General features: G+C 54.7%; 20 protein-coding genes. 17 read left to right on the plus strand and 3 right to left on the minus strand.

The features are described 5' to 3' along the window. The first annotated feature begins 64 nt into the window (after positions 1–64). The 12 genes from yabN (at position 65) to M0651_RS19990 (ending at position 13,906) form a co-directional block, all read left to right on the plus strand. Entirely contained in the window at positions 65–1,561 is a 1,497-nt protein-coding gene (yabN, locus tag M0651_RS19940) for a bifunctional methyltransferase/pyrophosphohydrolase YabN (protein ID WP_248553483.1), read from the plus strand. A gap of 184 nt (positions 1,562–1,745) precedes the next feature. Then, complete coding sequence (locus M0651_RS19945) at positions 1,746–2,018, plus strand: HU family DNA-binding protein (RefSeq protein WP_248553484.1); 273 nt, start codon at positions 1,746–1,748, stop codon at positions 2,016–2,018. Beyond that, the gene (locus tag M0651_RS19950; RefSeq protein WP_059040394.1) at positions 2,018–2,299 is read left to right on the plus strand and encodes an RNA-binding S4 domain-containing protein; all 282 of its coding nucleotides are present in this window, start codon (positions 2,018–2,020) and stop codon (positions 2,297–2,299) included. Before M0651_RS19945 ends, M0651_RS19950 begins: the two co-directional genes overlap by 1 nt. 239 nt (positions 2,300–2,538) lie before the next feature. Continuing rightward, entirely contained in the window at positions 2,539–2,664 is a 126-nt protein-coding gene (locus tag M0651_RS24140; protein WP_282578017.1) for a hypothetical protein, read from the plus strand. 131 nt (positions 2,665–2,795) lie between these two features. Further along, entirely contained in the window at positions 2,796–3,854 is a 1,059-nt protein-coding gene (hydE, locus tag M0651_RS19955) for a [FeFe] hydrogenase H-cluster radical SAM maturase HydE (protein ID WP_248553485.1), read from the plus strand. Between the two features lie 98 nt (positions 3,855–3,952). Next, the gene (locus M0651_RS19960; protein WP_248553486.1) at positions 3,953–4,945 is read left to right on the plus strand and encodes a 2-oxoacid:acceptor oxidoreductase family protein; all 993 of its coding nucleotides are present in this window, start codon (positions 3,953–3,955) and stop codon (positions 4,943–4,945) included. Between the two features lie 64 nt (positions 4,946–5,009). Beyond that, on the plus strand, positions 5,010–7,301 hold the full coding sequence (locus M0651_RS19965) for a thiamine pyrophosphate-dependent enzyme (RefSeq protein ID WP_248553487.1): 2,292 nt from the start codon (positions 5,010–5,012) through the stop codon (positions 7,299–7,301). A 37-nt stretch (positions 7,302–7,338) separates the two neighbouring features. Beyond that, the gene (gene nuoE, locus M0651_RS19970; protein WP_248553488.1) at positions 7,339–7,842 is read left to right on the plus strand and encodes an NADH-quinone oxidoreductase subunit NuoE; all 504 of its coding nucleotides are present in this window, start codon (positions 7,339–7,341) and stop codon (positions 7,840–7,842) included. Positions 7,843–7,858: 16 nt separating this feature from the next. Continuing rightward, the gene (gene nuoF, locus M0651_RS19975) at positions 7,859–9,745 is read left to right on the plus strand and encodes an NADH-quinone oxidoreductase subunit NuoF (protein WP_248553489.1); all 1,887 of its coding nucleotides are present in this window, start codon (positions 7,859–7,861) and stop codon (positions 9,743–9,745) included. A gap of 15 nt (positions 9,746–9,760) precedes the next feature. Next, positions 9,761–11,500, plus strand: coding sequence for an NADH-dependent [FeFe] hydrogenase, group A6 (locus tag M0651_RS19980; RefSeq protein WP_248553490.1), 1,740 nt, complete (start codon positions 9,761–9,763; stop codon positions 11,498–11,500). Positions 11,501–11,605: 105 nt separating this feature from the next. Continuing rightward, entirely contained in the window at positions 11,606–13,039 is a 1,434-nt protein-coding gene (hydG, locus tag M0651_RS19985) for a [FeFe] hydrogenase H-cluster radical SAM maturase HydG (RefSeq protein WP_248553491.1), read from the plus strand. Positions 13,040–13,507: 468 nt separating this feature from the next. Continuing rightward, positions 13,508–13,906 carry a hypothetical protein gene (locus M0651_RS19990; protein WP_248553492.1) on the plus strand — a complete coding sequence of 133 codons (399 nt, stop codon included), beginning with the start codon at positions 13,508–13,510 and terminating at the stop codon, positions 13,904–13,906. Between the two features lie 183 nt (positions 13,907–14,089). Here M0651_RS19990 and M0651_RS19995 read toward each other — a convergent pair whose 3' ends face one another. The 3 genes from M0651_RS19995 to M0651_RS20005 form a co-directional block, all read right to left on the minus strand. Further along, positions 14,090–14,542 (minus strand): hypothetical protein, encoded by a 453-nt coding sequence (locus M0651_RS19995; protein ID WP_248553493.1) that lies wholly within the window; start codon positions 14,540–14,542, stop codon positions 14,090–14,092. A gap of 274 nt (positions 14,543–14,816) precedes the next feature. After that, a complete protein-coding gene (gene hydF / locus M0651_RS20000; RefSeq protein ID WP_248553494.1) occupies positions 14,817–16,061 on the minus strand; it encodes a [FeFe] hydrogenase H-cluster maturation GTPase HydF in 1,245 nt (414 codons plus the stop codon). 16 nt (positions 16,062–16,077) lie between these two features. Continuing rightward, positions 16,078–17,511, minus strand: coding sequence for an aspartate ammonia-lyase (locus M0651_RS20005; RefSeq protein ID WP_248553495.1), 1,434 nt, complete (start codon positions 17,509–17,511; stop codon positions 16,078–16,080). 162 nt (positions 17,512–17,673) lie between these two features. Between M0651_RS20005 and yabP the strand changes: the two genes are divergently transcribed. The 5 genes from yabP (at position 17,674) to spoIIE (ending at position 22,472) form a co-directional block, all read left to right on the plus strand. Next, positions 17,674–17,955, plus strand: coding sequence for a sporulation protein YabP (gene yabP, locus M0651_RS20010; protein ID WP_059040382.1), 282 nt, complete (start codon positions 17,674–17,676; stop codon positions 17,953–17,955). Then, complete coding sequence (gene yabQ / locus M0651_RS20015; protein ID WP_248553496.1) at positions 17,952–18,539, plus strand: spore cortex biosynthesis protein YabQ; 588 nt, start codon at positions 17,952–17,954, stop codon at positions 18,537–18,539. The genes yabP and yabQ overlap by 4 nt, the downstream gene beginning before the upstream one ends. A gap of 17 nt (positions 18,540–18,556) precedes the next feature. Then, entirely contained in the window at positions 18,557–18,913 is a 357-nt protein-coding gene (locus tag M0651_RS20020; RefSeq protein WP_248553497.1) for an FtsB family cell division protein, read from the plus strand. 124 nt (positions 18,914–19,037) lie between these two features. Continuing rightward, a complete protein-coding gene (locus M0651_RS20025; protein WP_059040379.1) occupies positions 19,038–19,514 on the plus strand; it encodes a S1 domain-containing RNA-binding protein in 477 nt (158 codons plus the stop codon). 450 nt (positions 19,515–19,964) lie between these two features. After that, positions 19,965–22,472 (plus strand): stage II sporulation protein E, encoded by a 2,508-nt coding sequence (spoIIE, locus tag M0651_RS20030; protein WP_248553498.1) that lies wholly within the window; start codon positions 19,965–19,967, stop codon positions 22,470–22,472. Positions 22,473–22,485 lie beyond the last annotated feature (13 nt).

The raw sequence follows: 22,485 nt of genomic DNA on the forward strand, positions 1-22,485 counted from the left end.
GGTCCGTCAGCTACAAGGGAGCGGATCGATCGACAAGTAGAACGGACAGGGAGTGAGCAATACCATGAGCGCAACCATTACAGTGGTCGGCCTCGGCTCGGGGGACCCCGACCGGCTGACCTTAGGCAGTCTGAAGCGGCTGCAGGAGGCGGGGGAACGTTACGTTCGGACGAAGGATCATCCGGTCGTAGATTGGCTGGAGCAAACGGGCGTCAGCTTCGTTTCGTTCGATGAAGTTTATGAAGCGAAGGACGATTTCCCTTCCGTCTACGAAGAGATTGTCGCTAGGCTGTTGTCACGGGCTGAAGCTGGTGGTGATGGGGAGAATATCGTTTACGCGGTTCCCGGACATCCGCAGGTCGCCGAAGCGACGGTCAAGCGGTTGCGGGAGCGCTGCCCAGAGAGGGGCATCGGACTCGACATCATTGGCGGAGAGAGCTTCTTGGACGAAGCGTTTGTGCGACTTGGCTTTGACCCGATCGAAGGCTTTTTGCTGCTGGACGCCTCGGAGGTCAGCGGGGCGGCGATCGATCCGAGACGGCATACGTTGATCGGACAAGTATATGACCAGCTGACAGCCTCGGAAGTGAAGCTTGGGCTGATGGAGTTGTTGCCTGACGATTATTTGGTGGTCGTGGGACATGCCCTTGGGGTTGCAGGCCAGGAGCGAATCGAGCGGGTACCGCTTTTTGAACTGGACCGAATCGACGGTTACGGTAATCTGTCCGTGGTCTACGTGCCGGCAAGTGAGGACGAAACCCTGCGGATTCGCAGCTTCCAGCGGCTTCATGAGATCGTGTCGATTCTGCGCAGTCCGGGGGGATGCCCGTGGGATCGCGAGCAGACGCATGAATCGATTCGCAAGAACCTCATTGAAGAAACCTATGAAGTGCTGGAGACGATTGACGACGACGATCCCGATCACATGCGCGAGGAACTCGGCGATCTGCTGCTCCAAATCATGCTCCACTCCCAGATGGAGGAGGAGACCGGCGCTTTTTCGGTGTATGACGTCATCCAGGAGCTGAATGAGAAGCTGATTTACCGTCATCCGCATGTGTTCGGTAATTTGAGCGCGGAGGATGCCGAGGCGGCGCTGAACAACTGGGAAGCGATGAAAGCCGAGGAGAAGAAGCGCAAAGGCATCGAACCCGAACGTCAATCGGCGATCAGCGGGGTGCCGCGTGATTTGCCGGCCTTGATGAAGGCGTATAAGCTTCAGAAGAAGGCGGCTAAAGCTGGTTTCGACTGGGAGAACATCAATGGCGTCTGGTCCAAGCTGGAGGAGGAAATCCGCGAGCTGAGAGAAGCCGTAGCGCAAAAGCAAGATCCCGAGTCACAGGAGCTGGAGCTCGGTGACGTGTTATTTTCGGTCGTGAATGCCGCCCGCTACATCGGAGCCGACCCGGAACAAGCCTTATCTCGGACGATCCGTAAATTCACCTCTCGTTTTCATTACGTGGAGGACCGGCTTCGCGAACAAGGCAAAACCCCCGGCGACAGCACGTTAGCCGAAATGGACGTTTTATGGGACGAAGCTAAGTCGAAAGAACGGGAATGATGGGAGAAAAGGCCTAAATTTCGGGTTTTATGCGAAAAAAACAAAAAAAAAGTTGATAACAGTGCAGGATTTTTAAATTCAAGCAAGAATACTCATACAAAGATAACCCTTTGGCGCTGACAGGCCTAGAGCCTTGTAGTGCCTAGGTATCACCTATTTCTTTTATTATTGGGAGGCATTATTAATGAACAAGACAGATCTGATCAACAACATTTCCGGTAAAAGCGGTTTGACAAAAAAAGACGTTGAATCCGTATTGAACGGTTTCCTCGGCGAAATTACCGATGCTCTAGCTGGCGGCGACAAAGTCCAATTGATCGGCTTCGGTACGTTCGAAACTCGTAAACGCTCCGGTCGTACGGGCCGCAACCCGCAAACCGGCAAAACCATCGAAATCCCGGCTTCCAATGTTCCAGCATTCAAAGCGGGTAACAAACTTAAAGAAGCTGTAAAATAATGCGTCTTGATAAATTCCTGAAGGTATCGCGGTTAATCAAGCGGCGCACGGTGGCCAAGGACGTCTCCGAACAAGGCAGAGTTCTGATCAACGGACGCGAATCCAAACCGAGCAGTACCGTCAAGGTGGGCGACGAAATCACGGTTCAATTCGGCCAGAAGCTGGTGACCGTGCGCGTTGAGCGCCTTGTCGAAACAACTCGTAAGGATGAAGCTGCGACCATGTATACCTTAATCAAGGAAGAGCCGATCGCGAAGGATACCGGTTTGGACTGGTCCTGATAGAGTGAAGCTCAGAGCATGTTCCGTTAACTCGGGACATGCTCTTTTTTTTAACCGCGGAAGGGTGTAAAAAATAGTCTAGCTAAACTGTGAAATCGTGGTAATATAGTAAATACACATTTACTAACGTTTTCGATTAAGCACATCTGCTTCTTAGAAAACACCTCTGAATCAACCTCATGCCCGAAATCCATCGACGCTGCACATGCGGCACACATCTACGATCCGAAATCACGCCCATGGATCAACCAACATTTCTACTAACGATCCGACAACTGAATGAAGCAACAGACGAAGCAACGAACGAACTCGACAACGCAGCCTATCGCCGCTCAGACCGCAGCATTATTGTGAAACCGGGGTGATCTTATTCGCGAATTTTAATTAAAACGCTTACAAAGTGAAAATATTCACAATTGTTTCATTCATCATTTGCTTCGCGAGCCATAGGGTATACAAAGGTCCATAATCCAGTTATCCAAAGGATGATTGCCTGATGAAACAGCTCGTGCACAAGCTCTACGCCCGGGGAGAGCTCTCCAAGGATGAGCTCGTCTATTTGCTGGGGCATATGGATATCGAAACGCGCAAGGAGCTTTACCGATTTGCCCGTATGAGAAGGGAACAAGCTTACGGGGACAAGGTGTATATGCGCGGTCTGATTGAGTTTTCGAGCTACTGTCGGCAGAACTGCTTATATTGCGGACTGCGGGCCGGCAATCGCGCTGCCGAGCGTTACCGACTCAGCCCCCGGGAAATTCTCGAATGCTGCCGCGAAGGGTATGAGCTGGGCTTCCGCACGTTTGTGCTCCAAAGCGGAGAGGATCCCTGGTATACGACCGATCTGCTGGCAACCTTGATCCGAGATATCAAATCGGAGTTTCCGGATGCGGCCATCACCTTATCCATCGGCGAACGGGAGGAGGGAACCTACCGATTGCTGTTTGAATCGGGGGCGGACCGCTTCTTAATGCGTCATGAAACCGCTTCCCGAAGGTTGTATCAATCGCTGCATCCGTCCATGTCCTTCGACCACCGCCGCCAATGTCTGGAGACGCTGCTGGCGATCGGTTATCAGGTTGGCGCAGGGTTTATGGTCGGGTTGCCCGGCCAAACCGTGGAGGATTTGGCGGAGGATATGAAATATCTCAAGAGCTTAAATCCGGATATGATTGGCATTGGTCCGTTTATTCCCCACGATCATACCCCGCTTGGCGATGCGAAGGCCGGATCGCTGGAGGATACGCTGGTTATGGTGGCGCTGGCTCGACTATACCTTCCTCATGCCTTGATTCCTGCAACAACGGCTCTTGGGTCGCTAAACCCCGAAGGCAGGGAAATGGCGTTGAAGGTTGGGGCCAATGTGGTCATGCCTAACCTGTCGCCCATCTTCGTCCGGAAGAAATATGCCTTGTACAACAATAAGATCTGTACGGGTGACGAATCTGCTCAGTGCAGGCACTGCCTCGAGCTCCGGATTGGAGCTGCGGGCTTTTCCGTAGATATGGGAAGGGGGGACAGCTTGAAGGCGGTAGGAACACGCCGCCATGCCTAATAAAGTAAGCATCTGTAGGCTGATTTGATGAAAAAGAGGGTTCTTTTCGCTATTATTCGTGAAATATTTCACAACTAAACGTAGAGGAGACATGGCGAATGAGCATATTGACCAAAACGAACGAGCTTGGTTTTTTTGAAATCCGGCTGGAATCCATCGGCGGGCTCGGGGCTAATCTGGCCGGGAAAATGCTGGCGGAATCCGGGGTACTGGGACTCGGCTTAAACGGGGCAAACTTCTCGTCTTATGGTTCGGAGAAGAAAGGTTCTCCCGTAAAGAGCTTCGTCCGTTTATGTGAACCGGATGTAGAGATTCACGATCACAGCCCGATTGAGGAGCCGGACGTGATTGGCGTCTTCCATGAAGCGTTGCACAAGACGGTGAATGTCCTAAGCGGCCTGAAACCGGACGGGATTGTGTTGGTAAATTCGACCCGTGATTTCGAGGAGATTCGGCGTGACCTGAAGTTCCCTTATGGGACGTTGGCTGTAGTCGACGCAATGGGGATCGCCATCGATGAGCATACGAAGGTGAATACTTCAATGCTGGGGGCATTGTTCCGGATTTGCGATTTTCTCGACCCGGATTCCATGCGCGAAGTGATCCGACATACGTTCCAGAAAAAATATCCGCACCTGGTGGAGCCCAACCTGCGTACGTTCGACCGGGGCTATCAAGAGGTGCGCTTCCAGACAACCCCGCCACCGGAAGGAGCGTCAGGGATGCGCTTCGAACGGCCGCAGCCGTTGCTCGGCTATGAGACGCAAGCGCCTGGCGGCGTGATCCGTGCGCAAGGCAACAGCTTGTTGAAGGATTTGAGCGGTTCTCGTCAGGGCTTCCTGCCGGAGCTGAACTTGGAAAGCTGTATTCATTGCGCTAACTGCGACACGGTTTGTCCTGACCTGTGCTTCGTGTGGGAATCCGGGGAGGACAAAAAGGGCCGGCCGCAGATGTTTTTACGCGGAATCGATTATCAGTATTGCAAAGGCTGTTTGAAATGTGTGGAAATCTGTCCAACCGGTTCACTTAGCGCGCGCCGGGAGGAAGCTGGGTACGCCGACAGCCACCGCGTGCCGCATGTGTTCATATAAGAAGGAGTTCCAACCTTTATTATTAGTTTCGACTCGCAGAAGAGCCTAAAGGAGGACTTTATCGATGTCTATAACCGAAGAGAAAATCACGAATAGGACGCTGGCGGAGCAAACAACCGCCTTCGAATCGGGCAATGAAGCGGCGGCGATGGCAGCAGCTCAGATTAATTACCATGTGATGGGGTATTTTCCGATTACGCCGTCCACAGAGATTGCACAGATCCTGGATCAGAAGAAAGCACAAGGCCTGCATGACATCAAGCTGATCGCGGCGGACGGGGAGCATGGCTCGGCGGGGATTTGTTATGGGGCGGCGCTCAGCGGAGCCCGGGTTGTTAATGCCACCAGTGCCAACGGGTTCATGTATATGATCGAACAGCTGCCGGTGCAGTCCGGGACGCGGTTCCCGATGGTGTTAAACCTGGTTACGCGCGCGATCAGCGGTCCGCTGGATATTCGCGGCGACCACTCCGATTTATATTACGCGCTGAATACGGGCTGGTTGATCCTAACGGCAAGCACACCGCAAGCCGCGTACGATATGAACATCATGGCGCTGAAATGGTCCGAGCATCCGGAGGTACGGCTGCCCGTGATCGTTGCCTATGACGGATTCTTCACCTCCCATCAGAAACGGAGACTGAGTTATTTCAAAGACGCTAAGGCGGTCCGGGCCTTCGTGGGCGAAACGCCGCCTGCCGGGTTCGATAACGTGGCTGATCCGTCGCAGCCGATTACGGTCGGCGCGCATATGAACGGCGATGACCTGTTGAATAACCACTACCAACTGCACCTGGCACATGAGCGGGCCGGCGAAATCTATCAACAGATTGCTGCTGAATATAAAGCTCTCTCAGGACGTGAATACAAGGTGCTCGATTTGTATCAAATGGAGGATGCGGAGGTCGCGTTGTTCCTGCTGAATTCGGCGGCGGAAACGGCCAAAGCAATCGTCGACAAACTGCGGGCGCAGGGAATTAAGGCGGGGATCATTCGGCCGAACGTCATCCGGCCTTTCCCGGCGGAGGAAATCCGTGACGCACTGCAGGGTGTAAAAGCGCTGCTGGTAGGGGAACGCGCCGATTCCTATGGCGGCAGAGGCGGCAATATGACGCATGAGGTCCGCTCCGCGCTGAAGCTGGATCCGGCGAACCAAACGATCGTCTTATCCCGTGTATTTGGACTGGGCGGTAAGGACTTTTACCCAGATGAAGCGGAAGCGTTCTTTGAGTTGGCTATTGAGGCGATGAACCAGGGTGAAGCGGCGGTGCCTTTCGATTACTTCGGGCAGGCGGCCGGCGATCCGGTGCACGAGCTTAGACCGCTGTTGACCCCGCAGCATGGGGATGCCTTTAACAGCGGGTTGATCCAGATTACGCCGGATGAGGCGACCGGCAAGTTGAAGGTGAAGCTGCCGCCGCTGCGCAGCTTGACGGCGAAGCCGAAGCGACTGGCTCCTGGCCACGGTGCTTGTCCGGGCTGCAGCGCGATCTCCTCGCTGGAGCTATTTTACAAAGGCATTGAAGGCGATGTCGTGACGTTGTTCCAAACCGGCTGCTCGTACGTCGTTACGGCTGGTTACCCTTATACCTCGCATAAGCAGACGTTCATCCACAATCTGTTCCAGAACGGGGCTGCGACGGTAGCCGGTGTGGTTGAGGCGTTCTGGGAACGGAAGCGCCGCGGCGAGATTGACGTCTCGGATAACGTTACCTTTATCATGGTGACCGGTGACGGCGGGATGGATATCGGGATGGGGCCGGCGATCGGTTCGGCGCTGCGGAACCATAAGATGATTATTTTGGAATACGACAACGAAGGGTACATGAACACCGGATCCCAACTCTCCTACTCCACGCCGCTGGGTCATCAGACCAGCACGTCCGGCGTAGGTAAAGCGCAGAAAGGGAAGGCGTTCCATCACAAGGATACGCCGCAGATCATGGCAGCTACGAACATCCCGTACGTGTTTACCGGGGCGGAGGCTTTTCCGCAGGACCTGATTACGAAGGCGGCCAAAGCACAATGGTATGCCCAGCATGAAGGACTGGTGTATGGGAAGGTGCTTAGCACCTGTCCGCTCAACTGGCGATCCGAGGACCAGCTCGGTACGAAAATTCTACAAACGGCGGTAGACTCCTGCTTCTTCCCGTTGTACGAAATCGAGCATGGCGTGACGAACATCACCTACAATCCGGAGGCGAAAAACAAGCGGGTATCGCCGCAGGAATGGCTGAAGCTGATGGGCAAGACGAAGCACATGCTGAAGGACGACGAACTGCTGGATGTGTTCGAGGAAGAGGTCAATCGACGTTGGGAGCGTTTGAAACTGAAGCACGAAAGTCCGCTGCTCTAGGAACAGCTGCCGGATGATGAAGGGAGAGGAGTCTAAGATGGAAGAGACTTGCCGTTGTGAAGGAGAACAGGAGCGGCTTCGCAGGGTCGGGGAGATCATTGACCAGTTCCGCTTGCTGCCAGGCGCATTGATCCCGGTGCTGCATGAAATTCAGGATCTGTACGGCTACCTGCCGGAGGAAGCACTGCAGATCGTTTCTCGAGAACTGGAAATGTCCATGGCCGAAATCTATGGGGTAGCGACGTTTTATTCGTTTTTCTCGCTGGAGCCGAAGGGGGAACATGTCATCCGCGTCTGCATGGGGACGGCTTGCTACATTAAGGGTGCTCAAGGTGTGCTGGATCGCCTCAGCCAGGAACTGAACGTTCCGGTGCAAGGGACGACGGCGGACGGGAAATTTACGTTGGATGCTACTCGCTGCTTGGGGGCTTGCGGTTTGGCACCGGTTATGACCATCGGCGAGAAAGTGCATGGGCGGCTGACGCCAAACGAAATACCGAAAATTCTGAAGCCGTTGCGCACGCCAGTGGAGACGCGCTAGAAGGGAGGGTAGGACGATGAAAACAATGTTGGATCTCGAGAGTATCCGCACGGCGCGGTTAAGCCGGCTAGTCCGCCGTAAGCTGGGTAAGAGCGGGGCCGGGGATGGGAGCGTTGCGGAGCGGTCCGTCATGATCTGCGGCGGTACGGGTTGTACTTCTTCGGACTCCATGCTGATCGCGGAAGCGTTCGAGCAAGCCGTGACCAGTCAAGGAATTCAGGACAAGATCGATATCGTAAGAACCGGTTGCTTTGGGTTATGCGAGCTGGGGCCGGTCGTGATTATTTACCCGGAGGAAGTGTTCTACAGTCGGGTGAAGGTGAAGGACGTGGCGGAGATCGTCGACGAGCACCTGCTCCAGGGCAAAATCGTGGAGCGCCTCGTCTATCAACAGTCGCTGGAGGAGGACGGGCGGATCAAGCCGCTGCATGAAGTCGACTTCTTCCGCAAGCAGCAGCGGATTGCCCTTCGGAATTGCGGCACGATCGACCCGGAGGATATCGACGAATATATCGCCATGAACGGGTACAAGGCACTTCATAAAGTTTTGACGACCATGGAGCCGGCGGAGGTTGTGGCTGAGGTGAAGGGTGCGGGCTTGCGCGGACGCGGCGGCGGCGGGTTTCCGACCGGGGTGAAGTGGGAGACGGCGGCGAAGCAGCGGACGGGGCAAAAATATATGATTTGCAACGCCGACGAAGGCGACCCGGGCGCGTTTATGGACCGCTCGATCCTGGAGGGCGACCCGCACTCCGTGCTGGAAGGTATGGCGATCGCCGGCTATGCCATCGGGGCGAATCACGGCTTCATTTACCTGCGGGCGGAATATCCGATCGCGGTGAGACGGGTGCAGGCGGCGATTAAGCAAGCCCGCGATTACGGGCTGCTGGGCGAGGACTTGTTTGGTAGCGGTTTCTCTTTTGATATCAGCGTCCGGTTGGGCGCGGGAGCGTTTGTCTGCGGCGAAGAGACGGCGTTGATGAACTCCGTCGAAGGCAAGCGTGGCATGCCGAATCCGAAACCGCCATTCCCGGCCGTCAGTGGGTTATGGGGCCAGCCGACGGTGATCAATAACGTGGAGACGCTGGCTAATGTGCCGATTATTTTGCTGGAAGGCGCTTCGTGGTATGCAGGCATCGGGACGGAAAAAAGCAAAGGCACCAAGGTCTTCGCCTTGGGCGGCAAGGTGGTCAACACCGGGCTGGTGGAGGTGCCGATGGGCATTACGCTTCGCGAGGTCATTTACGAAATCGGCGGCGGGATTCCCGGGGGCAAGGCGTTCAAAGCGGTGCAGACCGGCGGTCCTTCGGGCGGTTGCTTGACGAGTGAGCATCTCGACCGTCCGATCGATTACGATACGCTGCTGGGCTTGGGTTCGATGATGGGCTCGGGCGGCATGCTGGTGATGGACGAAGAGACGTGCATGGTCGACGTGGCCCGCTATTACCTCGACTTTACGCGCGATGAGTCGTGCGGCAAATGCGCACCGTGCCGGATCGGTACCAAACGCCTGCTGGAGATTTTGGAGAAAATCACAGAAGGCAAGGGCACGATGGAGGACCTGGATGTGCTGGAGGAGTTGTCCGAGCAGATCAAGGCAGCTTCGCTTTGCGGGCTCGGCCAAACGGCGCCGAATCCGGTGTTGTCTACGCTGAAATATTTTCGCGAGGAATATCTCGCCCATGTGGTCGACAAGAAATGTCCGTCCGGCGTTTGCCGCTCGCTGATCACGTATACAATCGATGCGGACAAATGTAAGGGCTGCAGCCTTTGCGCCCGGAAATGTCCGACGGGGGCAATCACGGGTAAGGTGAAGGAGCCGCATATGATCGATCCGCTTGTGTGCATTAAATGTGGAATCTGCTTCGACAGCTGCAAATTCGCGGCGATCTATAAGAGCTAAAGGGGGGAGAACTCTATGTTGGATACCGTGAAACTATGGATTGATGAGATGGAAACGGAGGTGCCGAAGGGAACGACGGTCCTTCAGGCAGCCCGGGGATTAGGCATTCACATTCCCACCCTTTGCCATCTGCAGGGGATGAACCACCCGTCCAGCTGCCGCGTTTGTCTGGTGGAGTCGGGCCCTCGCCTGATCGCTTCGTGTACGCTGGTGGCCGAAGACGGGATGCGGATTCGGACGAATTCATCTCGGGTACGCAAAGCCCGCAAAACGACGGTCGAGCTGATCCTGTCGGACCATAATCGGGAATGCACCTCCTGCCTGCGCAGCGGAACCTGCGAGCTTCAGGAGGTAGCAAATCAGATTGGCGTGCGCGACGTGCGGTATGCGGGGAGCAAAGCGCGGTCAACGGTCGACCTCTCGTCTCCGTCGATTGTACGCGATACCTCGAAGTGCCTGCTATGCGGGCGCTGTGTCGCAGTTTGCAGCGAGGTGCAGACCGTGGGGGCCATCGGGTTCATGAACCGGGGATTCGACACGGTGATTGGACCGGCTTTGGGCAGACCAATTGGTGAATCGGTCTGCGTCAACTGCGGGCAATGCATCATGGCTTGTCCGGTTGGCGCGCTGCAGGAACGGGAAAATATCAACGACGTCTGGCAGGCGATCGCGGATCCGCATAAATTCGTCGTTGTCCAAACGGCTCCCGCGGTTCGCGTCGCCTTGGGCGAGGAGTTCGGGATGCCGATTGGCACGCGCGTGACGGGCAAGATGGTCGCTGCGCTGCGACGGCTTGGCTTCAATAAGGTGTTTGACACCGATTTTGCTGCGGACTTAACGATCATGGAGGAAGGCACTGAGCTGATACATCGCTTGACGACCGGGAAGAACCTGCCGCTGATGACGTCTTGTTGTCCGGGCTGGGTGAAGTTTGTCGAGCATAACTTCCCGGATATGCTGGAGAACCTGTCGAGCTGCAAATCGCCGCATGAGATGGAAGGGGCGATGATTAAGAGCTACTTCGCCCAAACGATGGGAATCGATCCGGGGAACATCGTCGTCGTGTCGATCATGCCGTGTACAGCGAAGAAGTTCGAAGGGCAACGCGAGGAGCTAGCCAGCGAATCGTTGCAAGACGTTGATTATGTGCTGACGACGCGGGAGATCGCCCGGATGATCAAGGAAGCGGGCATCGACTTCACCGGCTTGCGCGGCGAGACATTCGACAATCCGTTTGGCGAAGCGTCGGGGGCTGGGGTGATCTTCGGCGCGACCGGCGGTGTGGCCGAAGCGGCGCTGCGAACGGTATTCGAGCTGGTGGCCGGGGAAGAGCTGGAGACGGTGGAATATACCTCTGTGCGTGGGATGGACGGTATCAAGGAGACAACGGTGGAGCTGCCGGACGGCCGGATGATCCGCACCGCCGTCGTGCACGGGCTCGGCAATGCTCGGAAGCTAATGTCGATGATCCAGTCCGGCCAACGCCAATACGAATTTATCGAGGTTATGGCTTGCCCGGGCGGCTGCATTTGCGGCGGCGGGCAGCCGATCGTAAGTGCCAGCCTGCGGGATACGCTGGATGTGAAGGCGGAGCGGGCCAAGGCAATTTACGACGAGGACGAGGCTTCTGCGATTCGCAAATCGCATAAGAACCCTTATATCCAGCAGATCTATCGCGAGTTTTTGGAGGAGCCAAACAGCCATAAGAGCCATCAATACTTGCATACGCATTATTTGGTGCGCTCCCGCTATTAGCTGTTAGTCGATGGCGTTGTAGAGGCGTTGAAAATGGTTTCATTATCCAAACAGTCTCGAAGGGGCTTAAGAAGGGATTAGGGCATCTCACAGGGAGGGATTGGGATGAGCAGGTCAGATCAATGGGAGTCGGCGGATTTCATCCGGGATGAAACGATCGTATCAGCGCTCGCTTACGGGTCGCAGTTAGCCCGCGACCGTAAGAAGGTGCTGGCTATTCTGGAACGAGCCCGGACCGCCAAAGGCATCACCGCGGCAGAAGCCGCTGTCCTGTTGAACGTGGAGGACGATGTGCTGCTTGAGGAGATCTACCATGCGGCACGCGAGGTGAAGGAACGGATATACGGAAATCGGATCGTGTTGTTTGCCCCTTTGTACGTTAGCAACTTCTGTGTAAACAATTGCGAGTACTGCGGGTATAAGCAGTCCAATGAGAGTATGGTGCGGCGGCGCTTGAACCGGGAGGAGCTGATCCAGGAGGTCGAGGTGCTGCAGCAAATGGGGCACAAGCGGCTGGCGCTGGAGGCCGGGGAGGATCCAGAGCATTGCCCAATCGACTACATTCTCGAATGCATCGAAACCATCTATTCGGTGAAGGTCGACAACGGAAGCATCCGCCGCGTTAACGTCAACATTGCGGCTACAACGGTGGAGGATTACCGTAAACTGGCGAACGTCGGAATTGGCACGTACATCCTGTTCCAGGAGACATACCACCGTCCGACTTATAGCCGGATGCACCAGAAAGGACCCAAACGCGATTACGACTGGCATACGACGGCGATGGACCGAGCGATGCGGGCCGGCATTGACGATGTCGGCGTTGGGGTATTGTACGGATTATATGATCACAAATACGAAACGATCGCCATGCTGATGCACGCCGAGCATCTGGAAGCGACGTTTGGCTGCGGGCCGCATACGGTTTCCGTACCACGTCTGCGGGCGGCGGATGGCGTCGACCTGAACAGCTTCCCGTATCTGGTGAACGATCATGAATTCAAGAAGATCGTGGCCGTGCTGCGGCTGGCGGTGCCTTATGCCGGCATGATCCTGTCCACCCGCGAAGACTCGGAATTCCGCGACGAGGTGATCAAGCTGGGCATCTCCCAGATCAGCGCGGGTTCGTGCACCGGCGTCGGCGGGTACATGGATGCGTACGGAGATAGCGGAGCTCAGAGTCATGCCGATACCGCGCAGTTCGAGGTTGGCGATCACCGTTCGCCGCTGGAGATGATCAAGTCGCTGTGCCGGGACGGCTATATTCCGAGCTATTGTACCGCCTGTTACCGCGAGGGCCGGACGGGCGACCGCTTTATGCGCCTGGCTAAATCGGGCCAGATCCACAACGTCTGCCACCCGAACGCGTTGCTCACCCTGCAGGAGTATTTGCTGGACTACGGGGATGACGAAGCCCGGGAGATGGGGGCGACGTTGATCAAAAACAACCTCCGCCGTATCCCCAAAGCGTCCGCCCGCGATGCGACGATCAACCGCCTGCAGCGTATCCAGGAAGGCGAGCGGGATTTGCGGTTCTAGGTAATAGAAATCGAAAACCTTCAATGTCACCCTAGCGGTCGACGTTGAAGGTTTTTGCGTTGGTGAGGGTTTTTTTTGTTCCACTACTTCCTAAAAATCTGCTATGTCTATACGATAATAGGGATTTTAATATAGAGGTTGTACTATCTCGCGGATGCATTGTATTGATGGAGAGATACGACTTTTTTGGATGAGATTTGTATTAACGAGACATACAGCAGTCTGAGATGGTTGTAGTATGTGTAAAATATAGATTCTAGTTTTAGTAGTACTACATTCAGCAAGAAAAAAGATTGGAAACAATAACAAAAAGTCCAATCCTTTCTTTCATAATTTCATATTTTGGGAGATATAAGGGGAAATTCCCTTAAAGTTGAGCAGTAAAGGCGCCAGCTCTCGACAAATCAAAAAAGGAGATGTTTTATTTATGGCATTTACAAAGGAGTATGCAAGAAAATAATTTTAAGTTTGGACGGAGTAAGAAAAACTGAACGAGCGCAAAGAACAATCTATGGCAAAGCTTTTGATAAACCTACGAATGTTACTGATCTGACGGACGGATTATCAAACGTTGCCGGTATATTAGGTCTAATTTTTCTAACATCTACAGCTACTGGTGTTGCAACAGGTGTATTTTCTATTGTTGCAATGCTTGCTCCGTCGGAAAAGGATGACCTTCAGGATATGGTTTATGAAGGATATTGGAATTTAGGATATTTGGAAGATTTTCTGGATGATCATCCAGAATATGATTTAATTGAGGTGAATTTTCCCTTCATCGAATATGAAACACAAGGAGTTCGGTTTATCACAGGTAAAGGTGCAGTAACACGGGTTCATTCAGGAAGTGGCTGGATCCTTTTGTAACGGGTTAAATTAAGAAGCGGCTGTTCCAAAAGGTAGTTAAACTGGAGCTACTTAAGGGATAGATTTTAGGTAAAAATACCCAAATTTTGAAGAATAGACGGCCAGGAAGATCATACCTGGCCGTCTATTCTTGCTTGTTGGCAATAACGAAATGAAAAAAGAGGGGTGCCCTTTCTACTTTAACTATTTATTGAACAAGCTAGGAATTACACTAGGATCATCAATCTTATTCGTTATTTCATAAGATGAGATGCCTCGTAAAGTGGCATTATAATCATAAACACTTAAATAATTGTTATCGTACAGTGTTATTCCAAACCTTCTTTTCTCATCTGTCCGTATAATTATTCGATACTGCTCCGTATAATCAACACTTGGTCTGGATTTTTTTTCTTTTAGTTTCATCTGAGAGAAATAATGAACCACTTTCTTTATTCCGTTGGGGTCAGTAATTGATATTTCTTCTTCGCTGTTATCATCAAGTGTCCTTAAGAGGGTAATAGAACTGATTTCATTTCCATTTAGACGTTCCAGAACAATCTTGTCAAAGGTAGTACTTTTTGAAACCTCAAAGATAATTACACCGGCAATAACAATTAGAACAATAACGGCAAGAGCATAGATCCTACGCTTCATTAAAACCAATCCCCTTTTACCTTTTTGATACTTTCGACACAGAAAAAAACAAACAACAATTATTGAATCAACTTAGTAAAATATTTGCTTCGTCCAATGTTTACCACAAATTCAATGTGATATATATTTTACCTTAATTTATTAATGTCCTCAATAGAACTGAATGATATGACGAGACGGATGAGTTAGGAAAAATTGAATTAGATATAATAAAACGACGGTCAGGGAAAACATCCAGTTTCCTTAACCGTCTTAACTATGCGTTAATGTTCACTCAGTTTCGTTCCCACGCCATCATGGCGGAGGGGAAAAGTTCGATGGCCCGGGGGAACACGCCGTGAAGGTAGGCGATAAGCACGCCGTAGTTGACGATCGGAACGCCGGCCGCTTGGGCTTCGCCGAGGCGATGCAGCATGGCGCGGCGGTTTAGCATGCAGGCGCCGCAATGCACGATCAGCGCGTATCGGGCCAGGTCCGGCGGGTAGCTGTAGCCGGAGACATGCTCGATGTGCAACTGCTTGCCTGTGGCCTGCCGTAGCCAACGTGGGATTTTGACGGTGCCGATGTCGTCGGACTGCTGATGGTGCGTGCAGGCCTCCGCGATCAGGACACGATCACCGTCCTTGAGCCGATCAATGGCCTGCGCGCCCCGGACCAGCTCGTTCAAGTCGCCCTTATGGCGGGCGAATAGGATAGAGAACGAGGTCAGGGGGACGTCCCTCGGCGTGTCGGCGGCAACCTTGAGGAAGACCTGCGAGTCAGTGACGACGAGCCGAGGCTTCTTCCCGAGCCGCTCCAGCGTCGCCCTGAGCTCGTGCTCCTTCGTCATGACGGCGATGGCGTCGCTCTCGAGCAGGTCGCGGATCGTTTGCTGCTGCGGCAAGATTAGCCGGCCCTTGGGGGCGGCTTTGTCGATCGGCACGACCAGCACGACGAGATCGCCCGGCGCCACTAGGTCGCCGACGAGCCGGAAGCGCTCCTCCTCATGTGGAAGCGCCGTGACGATCGCACGTTTCAGCTCGGACACGCCGCGGCCATCCAAAGTGCTAAACGCCACGCATTCCTCTAGGCTTAGCTGGGCCTTCGTATCGGCAAGTGCTGCCACCCCCGCGTCGTGATCCAAGAGCGTATCCACCTTGTTGAGTACGCCTACGACCGGGATCTTCCGCTGCCTCAACTCGGCCAGCAGCTCCCGGTAAAAGTCGTCGGCCCCCGTCATAGCGTCGATCACCAACAAGGCGAGGTCGGCGCGGTGGATCAGCTCCCGTGTTTTTTGCTTCCGCAGCTCGCCCAGCGTTCCTTCGTCGTCCAGTCCGGCGGTGTCGATCAGCACCACCGGCCCCAACGGTAGCAGCTCCATCGCTTTGTACACGGGATCGGTGGTCGTCCCCCGCACCGGCGAAACCACGGCAATCTCCTGCCCGGTCAAAGCGTTGACCACGCTCGATTTCCCCACATTCGTCCGGCCGAAAACGGCGATGTGCGTCCGCTCCCCGCGCGGCGTTGCGTTCAGGCTCATCTCGCGTTCCCCCTTTTTATTCGCCGGGGATGCCCGGCTTCGTCACTTGCAGCGGATTCAGGATGGCGGCGGCGCGCTCGGCGGTGAGCCAGCCGCCGTCGACGGCGACATGCTCCACCGACAGCCCCTCGCGCCGGGCGATCTCGGCAATCTCGGCGGCCGCCTCGTAGCCGAGATGCGGGACCAGCGCGGTGGCCAGCACAGTGGAGCGCCGCAGATGCTCGCGGCAAGCCGTCTCGTTGACGGCAATGCCGCGAATGCAGCGCTGCTCGAACAGCGGAACGGCCCGCCCCAGGATCTCGAGCGATTCCAGCAGGGAATCGGCGATCAGCGGGCCAAATGCGTTCAGTTCGAGCTGGCCGCCGGCGGCGGCCCAGGTGATCGCGGTATCGTTCGCGATCACCCGCATGGCCGTCTGGCCGGCCATTTCCGCCATGACCGGGTTCACTTTACCCGGCATGATCGACGAGCCGGCCTGGACGGCGGGCAGCGCATATTCGCCGATGCCCCCGGCGGGGCCGGACGCCAGCAACCGCAGGTCGCTGGCGATCTTCAACAGCGTCACGGCTGCCGCTTTCAGCAGCCCGGACACCTCGACGAAGACGTCCATATTTTGCGTCCCGTCCATGGGGAATTCGCTGCGCGCCAGGCCGAGCCCGGTCAACTCCTGCAGCGTGTCGGTCACCTGGAAGACGTAGGCCTTGGGCGCGTCCAACCCGGTTCCGATCGCCGTGCCGCCGAGATGAATCTCGCGCAGCCGCTCCTCGGCTTTGTACAACCGCCACCGATCGCGTGCGACCGCCTTGGCGTAAGCGCCGAACCCCTGGCCGGCCATCATCGGCAGGGCGTCCATCAGCTGCGTGCGCCCCAGCTTCAGCACGTCCGCGAATTCCTGCTCCTTTTCCTGCAGTGCTTCCTGCAGGGAAGCATAAGCTTCGCTGAGCGGACGCAGCAGCCGGATCGCCGCAATTCGCAGCGCGGTGGGGTACACGTCGTTGGTCGATTGGCAGCGATTGACGTGGTCTAGGGGATGGACGAGCTGATAGTCACCCTTGGACCCGCCAAGCCGTTCGATCGCTAGGTTGGCGACCACCTCATTGACGTTCATATGAGTGGATGTCCCCGCACCACCTTGCAGGGCATCGACGACAAACTGATCCGCCAAGGCGCCGCCGATTATCTCGTCGCATGCCGACTCAATCGCACCCGCCACCTCTGTAGGAATCAGGCCCAGCTTGCTGTTGACCCGCGCCGCCGCTTTCTTGACCACGGCGATCGCTTCGATCAGCCGGGGATGGGCCGGACGCCCGCTGACTGGAAAATTCTCCATCGCCCGCGCCGTATGAATGCCGTAGTAGACCTCTGCCGGGAGATCCTTGCTCCCTAGCGTATCGGTCTCTCGGCGGTATTTTTCACGCGAATCGGAACCTCTCGACAATCCAGGACTCATGCGAATTCGCCTCCAACAACGAATGTCAATCTCTTCCACTTCATCGTAGTTGAAAGCGGTTCCCAAGAACAGTAAAGAAGATCACGTTATGGGCCGAAAGGAACTTGTTCTAAAGCCGTTTTTTCGTCCATAAGCTAGGGATAAGAAGGAGGGGTACATGCCATGGTCGAACCAAATAAAGCTAAGCATCAGGAGCTGCATCTGCTAAATCGCAAGCTGCTGGACATCTCGGGAGTTCTCAATGTGGAAAGCTTCGACAGCGAGGAGTTCTTGCTACAGACCGAGCTTGGGCATTTAACGATACGAGGGCAGAATTTACATATCAAAAACCTGAACCTGGAGCAGGGGCTGGTCAGCATCGAAGGTACGGTCAATTCCCTATCGTATTTGGATCCGGGATCCAATTCGTCCGGTAAGGGCCTGCTTGGCAAGCTGTTTCGATGAATTTAGAGACGCAATGGGCGACCCTGCTCTGGATGCTGGCCTCCGGGGGAATCCTGGGCATCGCCTTTGACAGCTATCGTGTCGTCTCGGGACAACTCCGGTTTCCCCGCTGGAGCGTCCATGCCCTCGATTTGCTCTATTGGTTGGCTGCTGCCTTGTTCGTGTTCCGCACATTGTACCACAGCAACCACGGGGAACTTCGGTTCTATGTGTTCTTAGGCCTGTTTCTAGGCATTTGGATTTATTTTTTGTTCCTCAGTGTTATCACGGAACGTTTTGTGTTAATGTTAATGAGGATAGCTAACAAAATTTATCATTTTATCGTACGAATGATCGAGATTTTCATCATTGCTCCGTTACTATGGCTGGTCAAAGTGATTCGTATTTTGCTCGGATTCATTTGGATCGTGCTGCTGTTCCTGGGCCGGGTGACCTTACTGCCGATTTGGAAGTTGTCTGTATGGGTATTAAGACCTATATGGACGAGGCTTCGAATTCCGCAAGGATGGGACAAGGTTCGGCGCTGGGCGGCGATGTGGCGGGAGCGCGCAGTGCGTTTATTACGCTGGTTCAACAAGGAATAATGCTGGGAGGTGCCCTGATGCGCGAAGTGTCTACGAATCCGAATACATCGAACCCAAGTCAGTCCTCCGGAAACGGATCTGCTTTCGCGAAGCGCAGGCTGCGGCTCTGGATGGGATTCATGGTCCTGTTCTTAGGCTGGGCCGGGTACACGTTTATTTCCCAAGCTGGGGACATCGGCGGCAAATCACAGCAGTTAGCGGAACGGCAAGCCGCCAAGGCAACCAGTGAGCAGAACTTGAACCAGCTCAAATATGAAATTAACCGACTGAACGACCCCGAGTACATCGGACAAATTGCCATGAAGAAGTATGGTCTATACAAACCGGGCGAAATCCCGGTCCGGGTATCCGAGTCTGAAGCCGGAAATGACTGACCCCATGCGGGTTGACGGGACATCCGTCTGTTGACCTTGTATCCGTCATTCGGTATAATCAAATCACCGCAGTCATGATTTCGAGGCCTGGCTGTATATTTTTAAGGGAGGATCATTTTATTTTATGGCAATTGAAGTGGGCACCAAGTTAGAAGGAAAAGTGACAGGCATCACGCATTTCGGAGCATTTGTGGATCTGTCAGGAGGTGTCACGGGTCTCGTTCACATTTCGGAGATCGCCGACAATTACGTGAAAGACGTCAACGATCATCTGAAGATTGGCGATACGGTTACCGTCAAGGTAATTAACGTCGATAAGGACGGCAAGATCGGACTTTCCATCAAGCAGGCTGTTGACAAACCGGCCGAAGCCAGACCGCCTCGCGCACCGAGACCGGACCGGCCAAGCGGAAGAGACGGAGACCGTCCGGGCGGCGGATTTAACCGAGACCGGGGAGGACGTTCTTTCAAGCCCCCAGCCAACAAAGCTTCTTTCGAAGACAAAGTATCTCGTTTCCTGAAGGATAGCGAGGAGCGCATTTCTTCGCTCAAGAAGAATACGGAAGGCAAACGCGGAGGACGCGGAGCCAAACGGATGTAATCCCTGAAAATGAATAATCAAACCCACCGTAGGCGATTCGATCGCCTGCGGTTTTTTGTTTTGCGGAGTAACGGATGGCCCGGCTGTATTCAAGATTCGATGTCGAATTCACTTCTGGGTCCGCTTCGTGAACAAAAGATGACTATCTGAATCTCCTCTAAAGCATCTTTTGTCGCCTCCGGGCTTTTTGCCGACAGGTTCTTACGGTTTTTTACGAGGAGCGCCCCCGAACGGCCGTCTTTCGCTAACCCTGCCTGTGATCTCCGATACGAACATAGAAACCCCTAACGAGGCCCATCGCTATGAGGCGCATGCATTCGCGCGGTGTCGGCGCCCCCTCTCAATTTGTCGGAAATTTCTTTGGCCTCTGCTCCGGTATCTGACAAACTTTCACGTTCTAGCCTCCTATAATGGGACATACCTTATTAATTTGGAAAAGGCGGTGCCAGGATGTTGAACAAGTGGAATGTCACCCTGTTTCCAGGGATGAGAAAGGCGAAGGCATGGGACAAGGGATCGTTGAGGAGCCTATTGCTGGACCAGCCGGTCATTCGACGGGCCGGACGGCTGTTCGCAGTCAACAAGTGGAACGTACTGCTCCTCGCGATGAGCTTCTTGCTGGGGCGTGCGACGATATTGGACGAGCTGGCTCCCTTTGCCGTCGCGTTCTTTGCCGTAATCCTGTTTATGCGGCGGGACATCGCCTGGATCGCAGGCGCAGCGATGGTCGGAGGGGCACTGCTGACGCCGGATACGCATCTCCATGCCGTGGAAATCGCGGTGGAGCTGCTGATCTTCTACCTGTTGCAAAAGGGCTTGGAGACGTTTGAACGGGCGGATCTCTCCTATGCTCCGATTATGGTGTTCACGAGCACCTTCTTCGTTGGTATGTTCGGGGCGGTGATCGGACCTTCGCTGACCTGGTACGCGCTGGCGATGACCGTAATGGACGCGCTGCTGAGCTTTGTTCTGACGCTCGTATTTATCCAGGCGGTCCCGGTGTTTACGTACCGGAAGAAGCAATATCAGCTTCGCGGCGAAGAAATTTTATGCCTGGTCATCCTGCTGGCCTCGGTCATGACCGGAACGGTCGGGTGGGAGATTCAAGGGTTATCGGCCGAGCACGTGTTGTCGAGATACTTGATCCTGTTGTTCGCTTTGGCAGGCGGTGCGCCTCTGGGGGCTTCGGTCGGCGTGATAACCGGACTGATTCTCAGCCTGGCGGACACGTCGGCTCTCTACCAGATGAGCTTACTGGCCTTCTCCGGGATGCTCGCCGGAATGCTGCGGGAAGGGCGCAAATGGGCCGTTGGGTTCGGGATGCTGCTGGGCTCGTCCATTTTGTCTATCTACATCGCCGGTCCGGCGGACGTGATGTCCTCCACTTGGGAGAGCTGCGCTGCAGTTCTGCTCTTTCTGTTGACTCCCAAAAAAACGGTCCAAGTCATCGCCAAATACGTACCTGGCACGCAGGAGCATGTCAAAACGCAACATGAATACGCCAAACGGGTGCGTGACATTACGGCCGGTCGGGTGGCGCAGTTCTCCCAAGTCTTCAAGCAGCTGGCGCGAAGCTTCGGACAGGTATCCAGCACCGGGGAAATCGCCAAGCGAGGCGAGGAAATCGACCATTTTATGAACGCAGTAACCGAAGGAGCTTGCGCAACCTGCTTCCGTAAGAATACGTGCTGGGACGGACGGTTCTATCAGACTTATAAGCTGATGACGGAGATGATGACGGCGATCGAGGAGAAGCCGGACATCACGGTTAAAGAGTTCCCTGCAAGATGGGGCAAGTTATGCTCGAAAACCGACCAGGTGCTGGACATTATGAAACACGAATACGATCTGTATCAACATGATATGCATTGGAAACGGCAAATCTACGACAGCCGCCAACTGGTGGCGGAACAGCTCTCGGGTGTCTCACAGGTCATGGAGGACCTGGCTCGCGAAATTCAGCGCGAAGGACAAGCCATGTACAAGCAGGAGGAACAAATCCGCGAGGCATTGGAGAAAATGGGCCTGTCCATCCATAGCATCGACATCGTTAATTTGGATCACGGCAACGTGGAGATTGAAATCGTACACGCGTATACCCGTGGTTTCGATGAATGCCGGAAGATTATCGCTCCGCTTCTGTCGGATATTTTGGGCGAGCATATCGCCGTCATGAACGATACGCTGCATGGAGGCAAAGAAGGCTTGTCAACCGTCACCTTCGGCTCCGCCAAGGCGTTCGAAATCACGACGGGGGTGGCCGGCACCGCCAAAGGTGGGGACATGCTCTCGGGCGACAGCTTTAGCGCTAAGGAACTCGGCAACGGCACGTTTGCCGTGGCGATCAGCGACGGCATGGGCAACGGGGAACGTGCGCGGTTGGAGAGCAGTACAGCGCTGAACATCCTTGAGCAACTGCTGCAATCCGGCATGGAGGAGACGCTGGCGATCAAATCAGTGAACTCAATTCTAATGTTGCGCTCGCCGGATGAGGTGTACGCGACGGTTGATATGGCGCTGATCGATCAGTATACAGCACGGACGACATTTATGAAGATCGGCTCGTCACCCAGCTTTATCAAGCGAGGCCAGGAGGTGATTCCTGTTACGGCCAGCAATTTGCCGATTGGCATCATTCAGGATATCGAGGTCGATCTGGTATCCGTCCAGCTGTACCCGGGGGATACGCTCATCATGATGACCGACGGCATTTACGATGCGCCGGGACCGGCGGTCAACAAGGAGCTGTGGATTAAGCGGCTGATCCAGGAAATCCAGGCGGAAGAGCCGCAAGAAATCGCGGATTGCCTGCTCGAGTCGGTGATCCGGTATCAGAAGAACGTTATCCACGATGATATGACTGTGGTCGTCGCCAACGTTGATCATCTTCGTCCCGAGTGGTCCACGCTGCACATCCCCGGCATCAGCCGCCTGGAGCGACCGCGAACGGTGAGTTAGTAGAGAGCTTGAG

This window comes from Paenibacillus mellifer (genome assembly GCF_023195895.1).
Classification (GTDB): Bacteria; Bacillota; Bacilli; order Paenibacillales; family Paenibacillaceae; genus Fontibacillus; species Fontibacillus mellifer.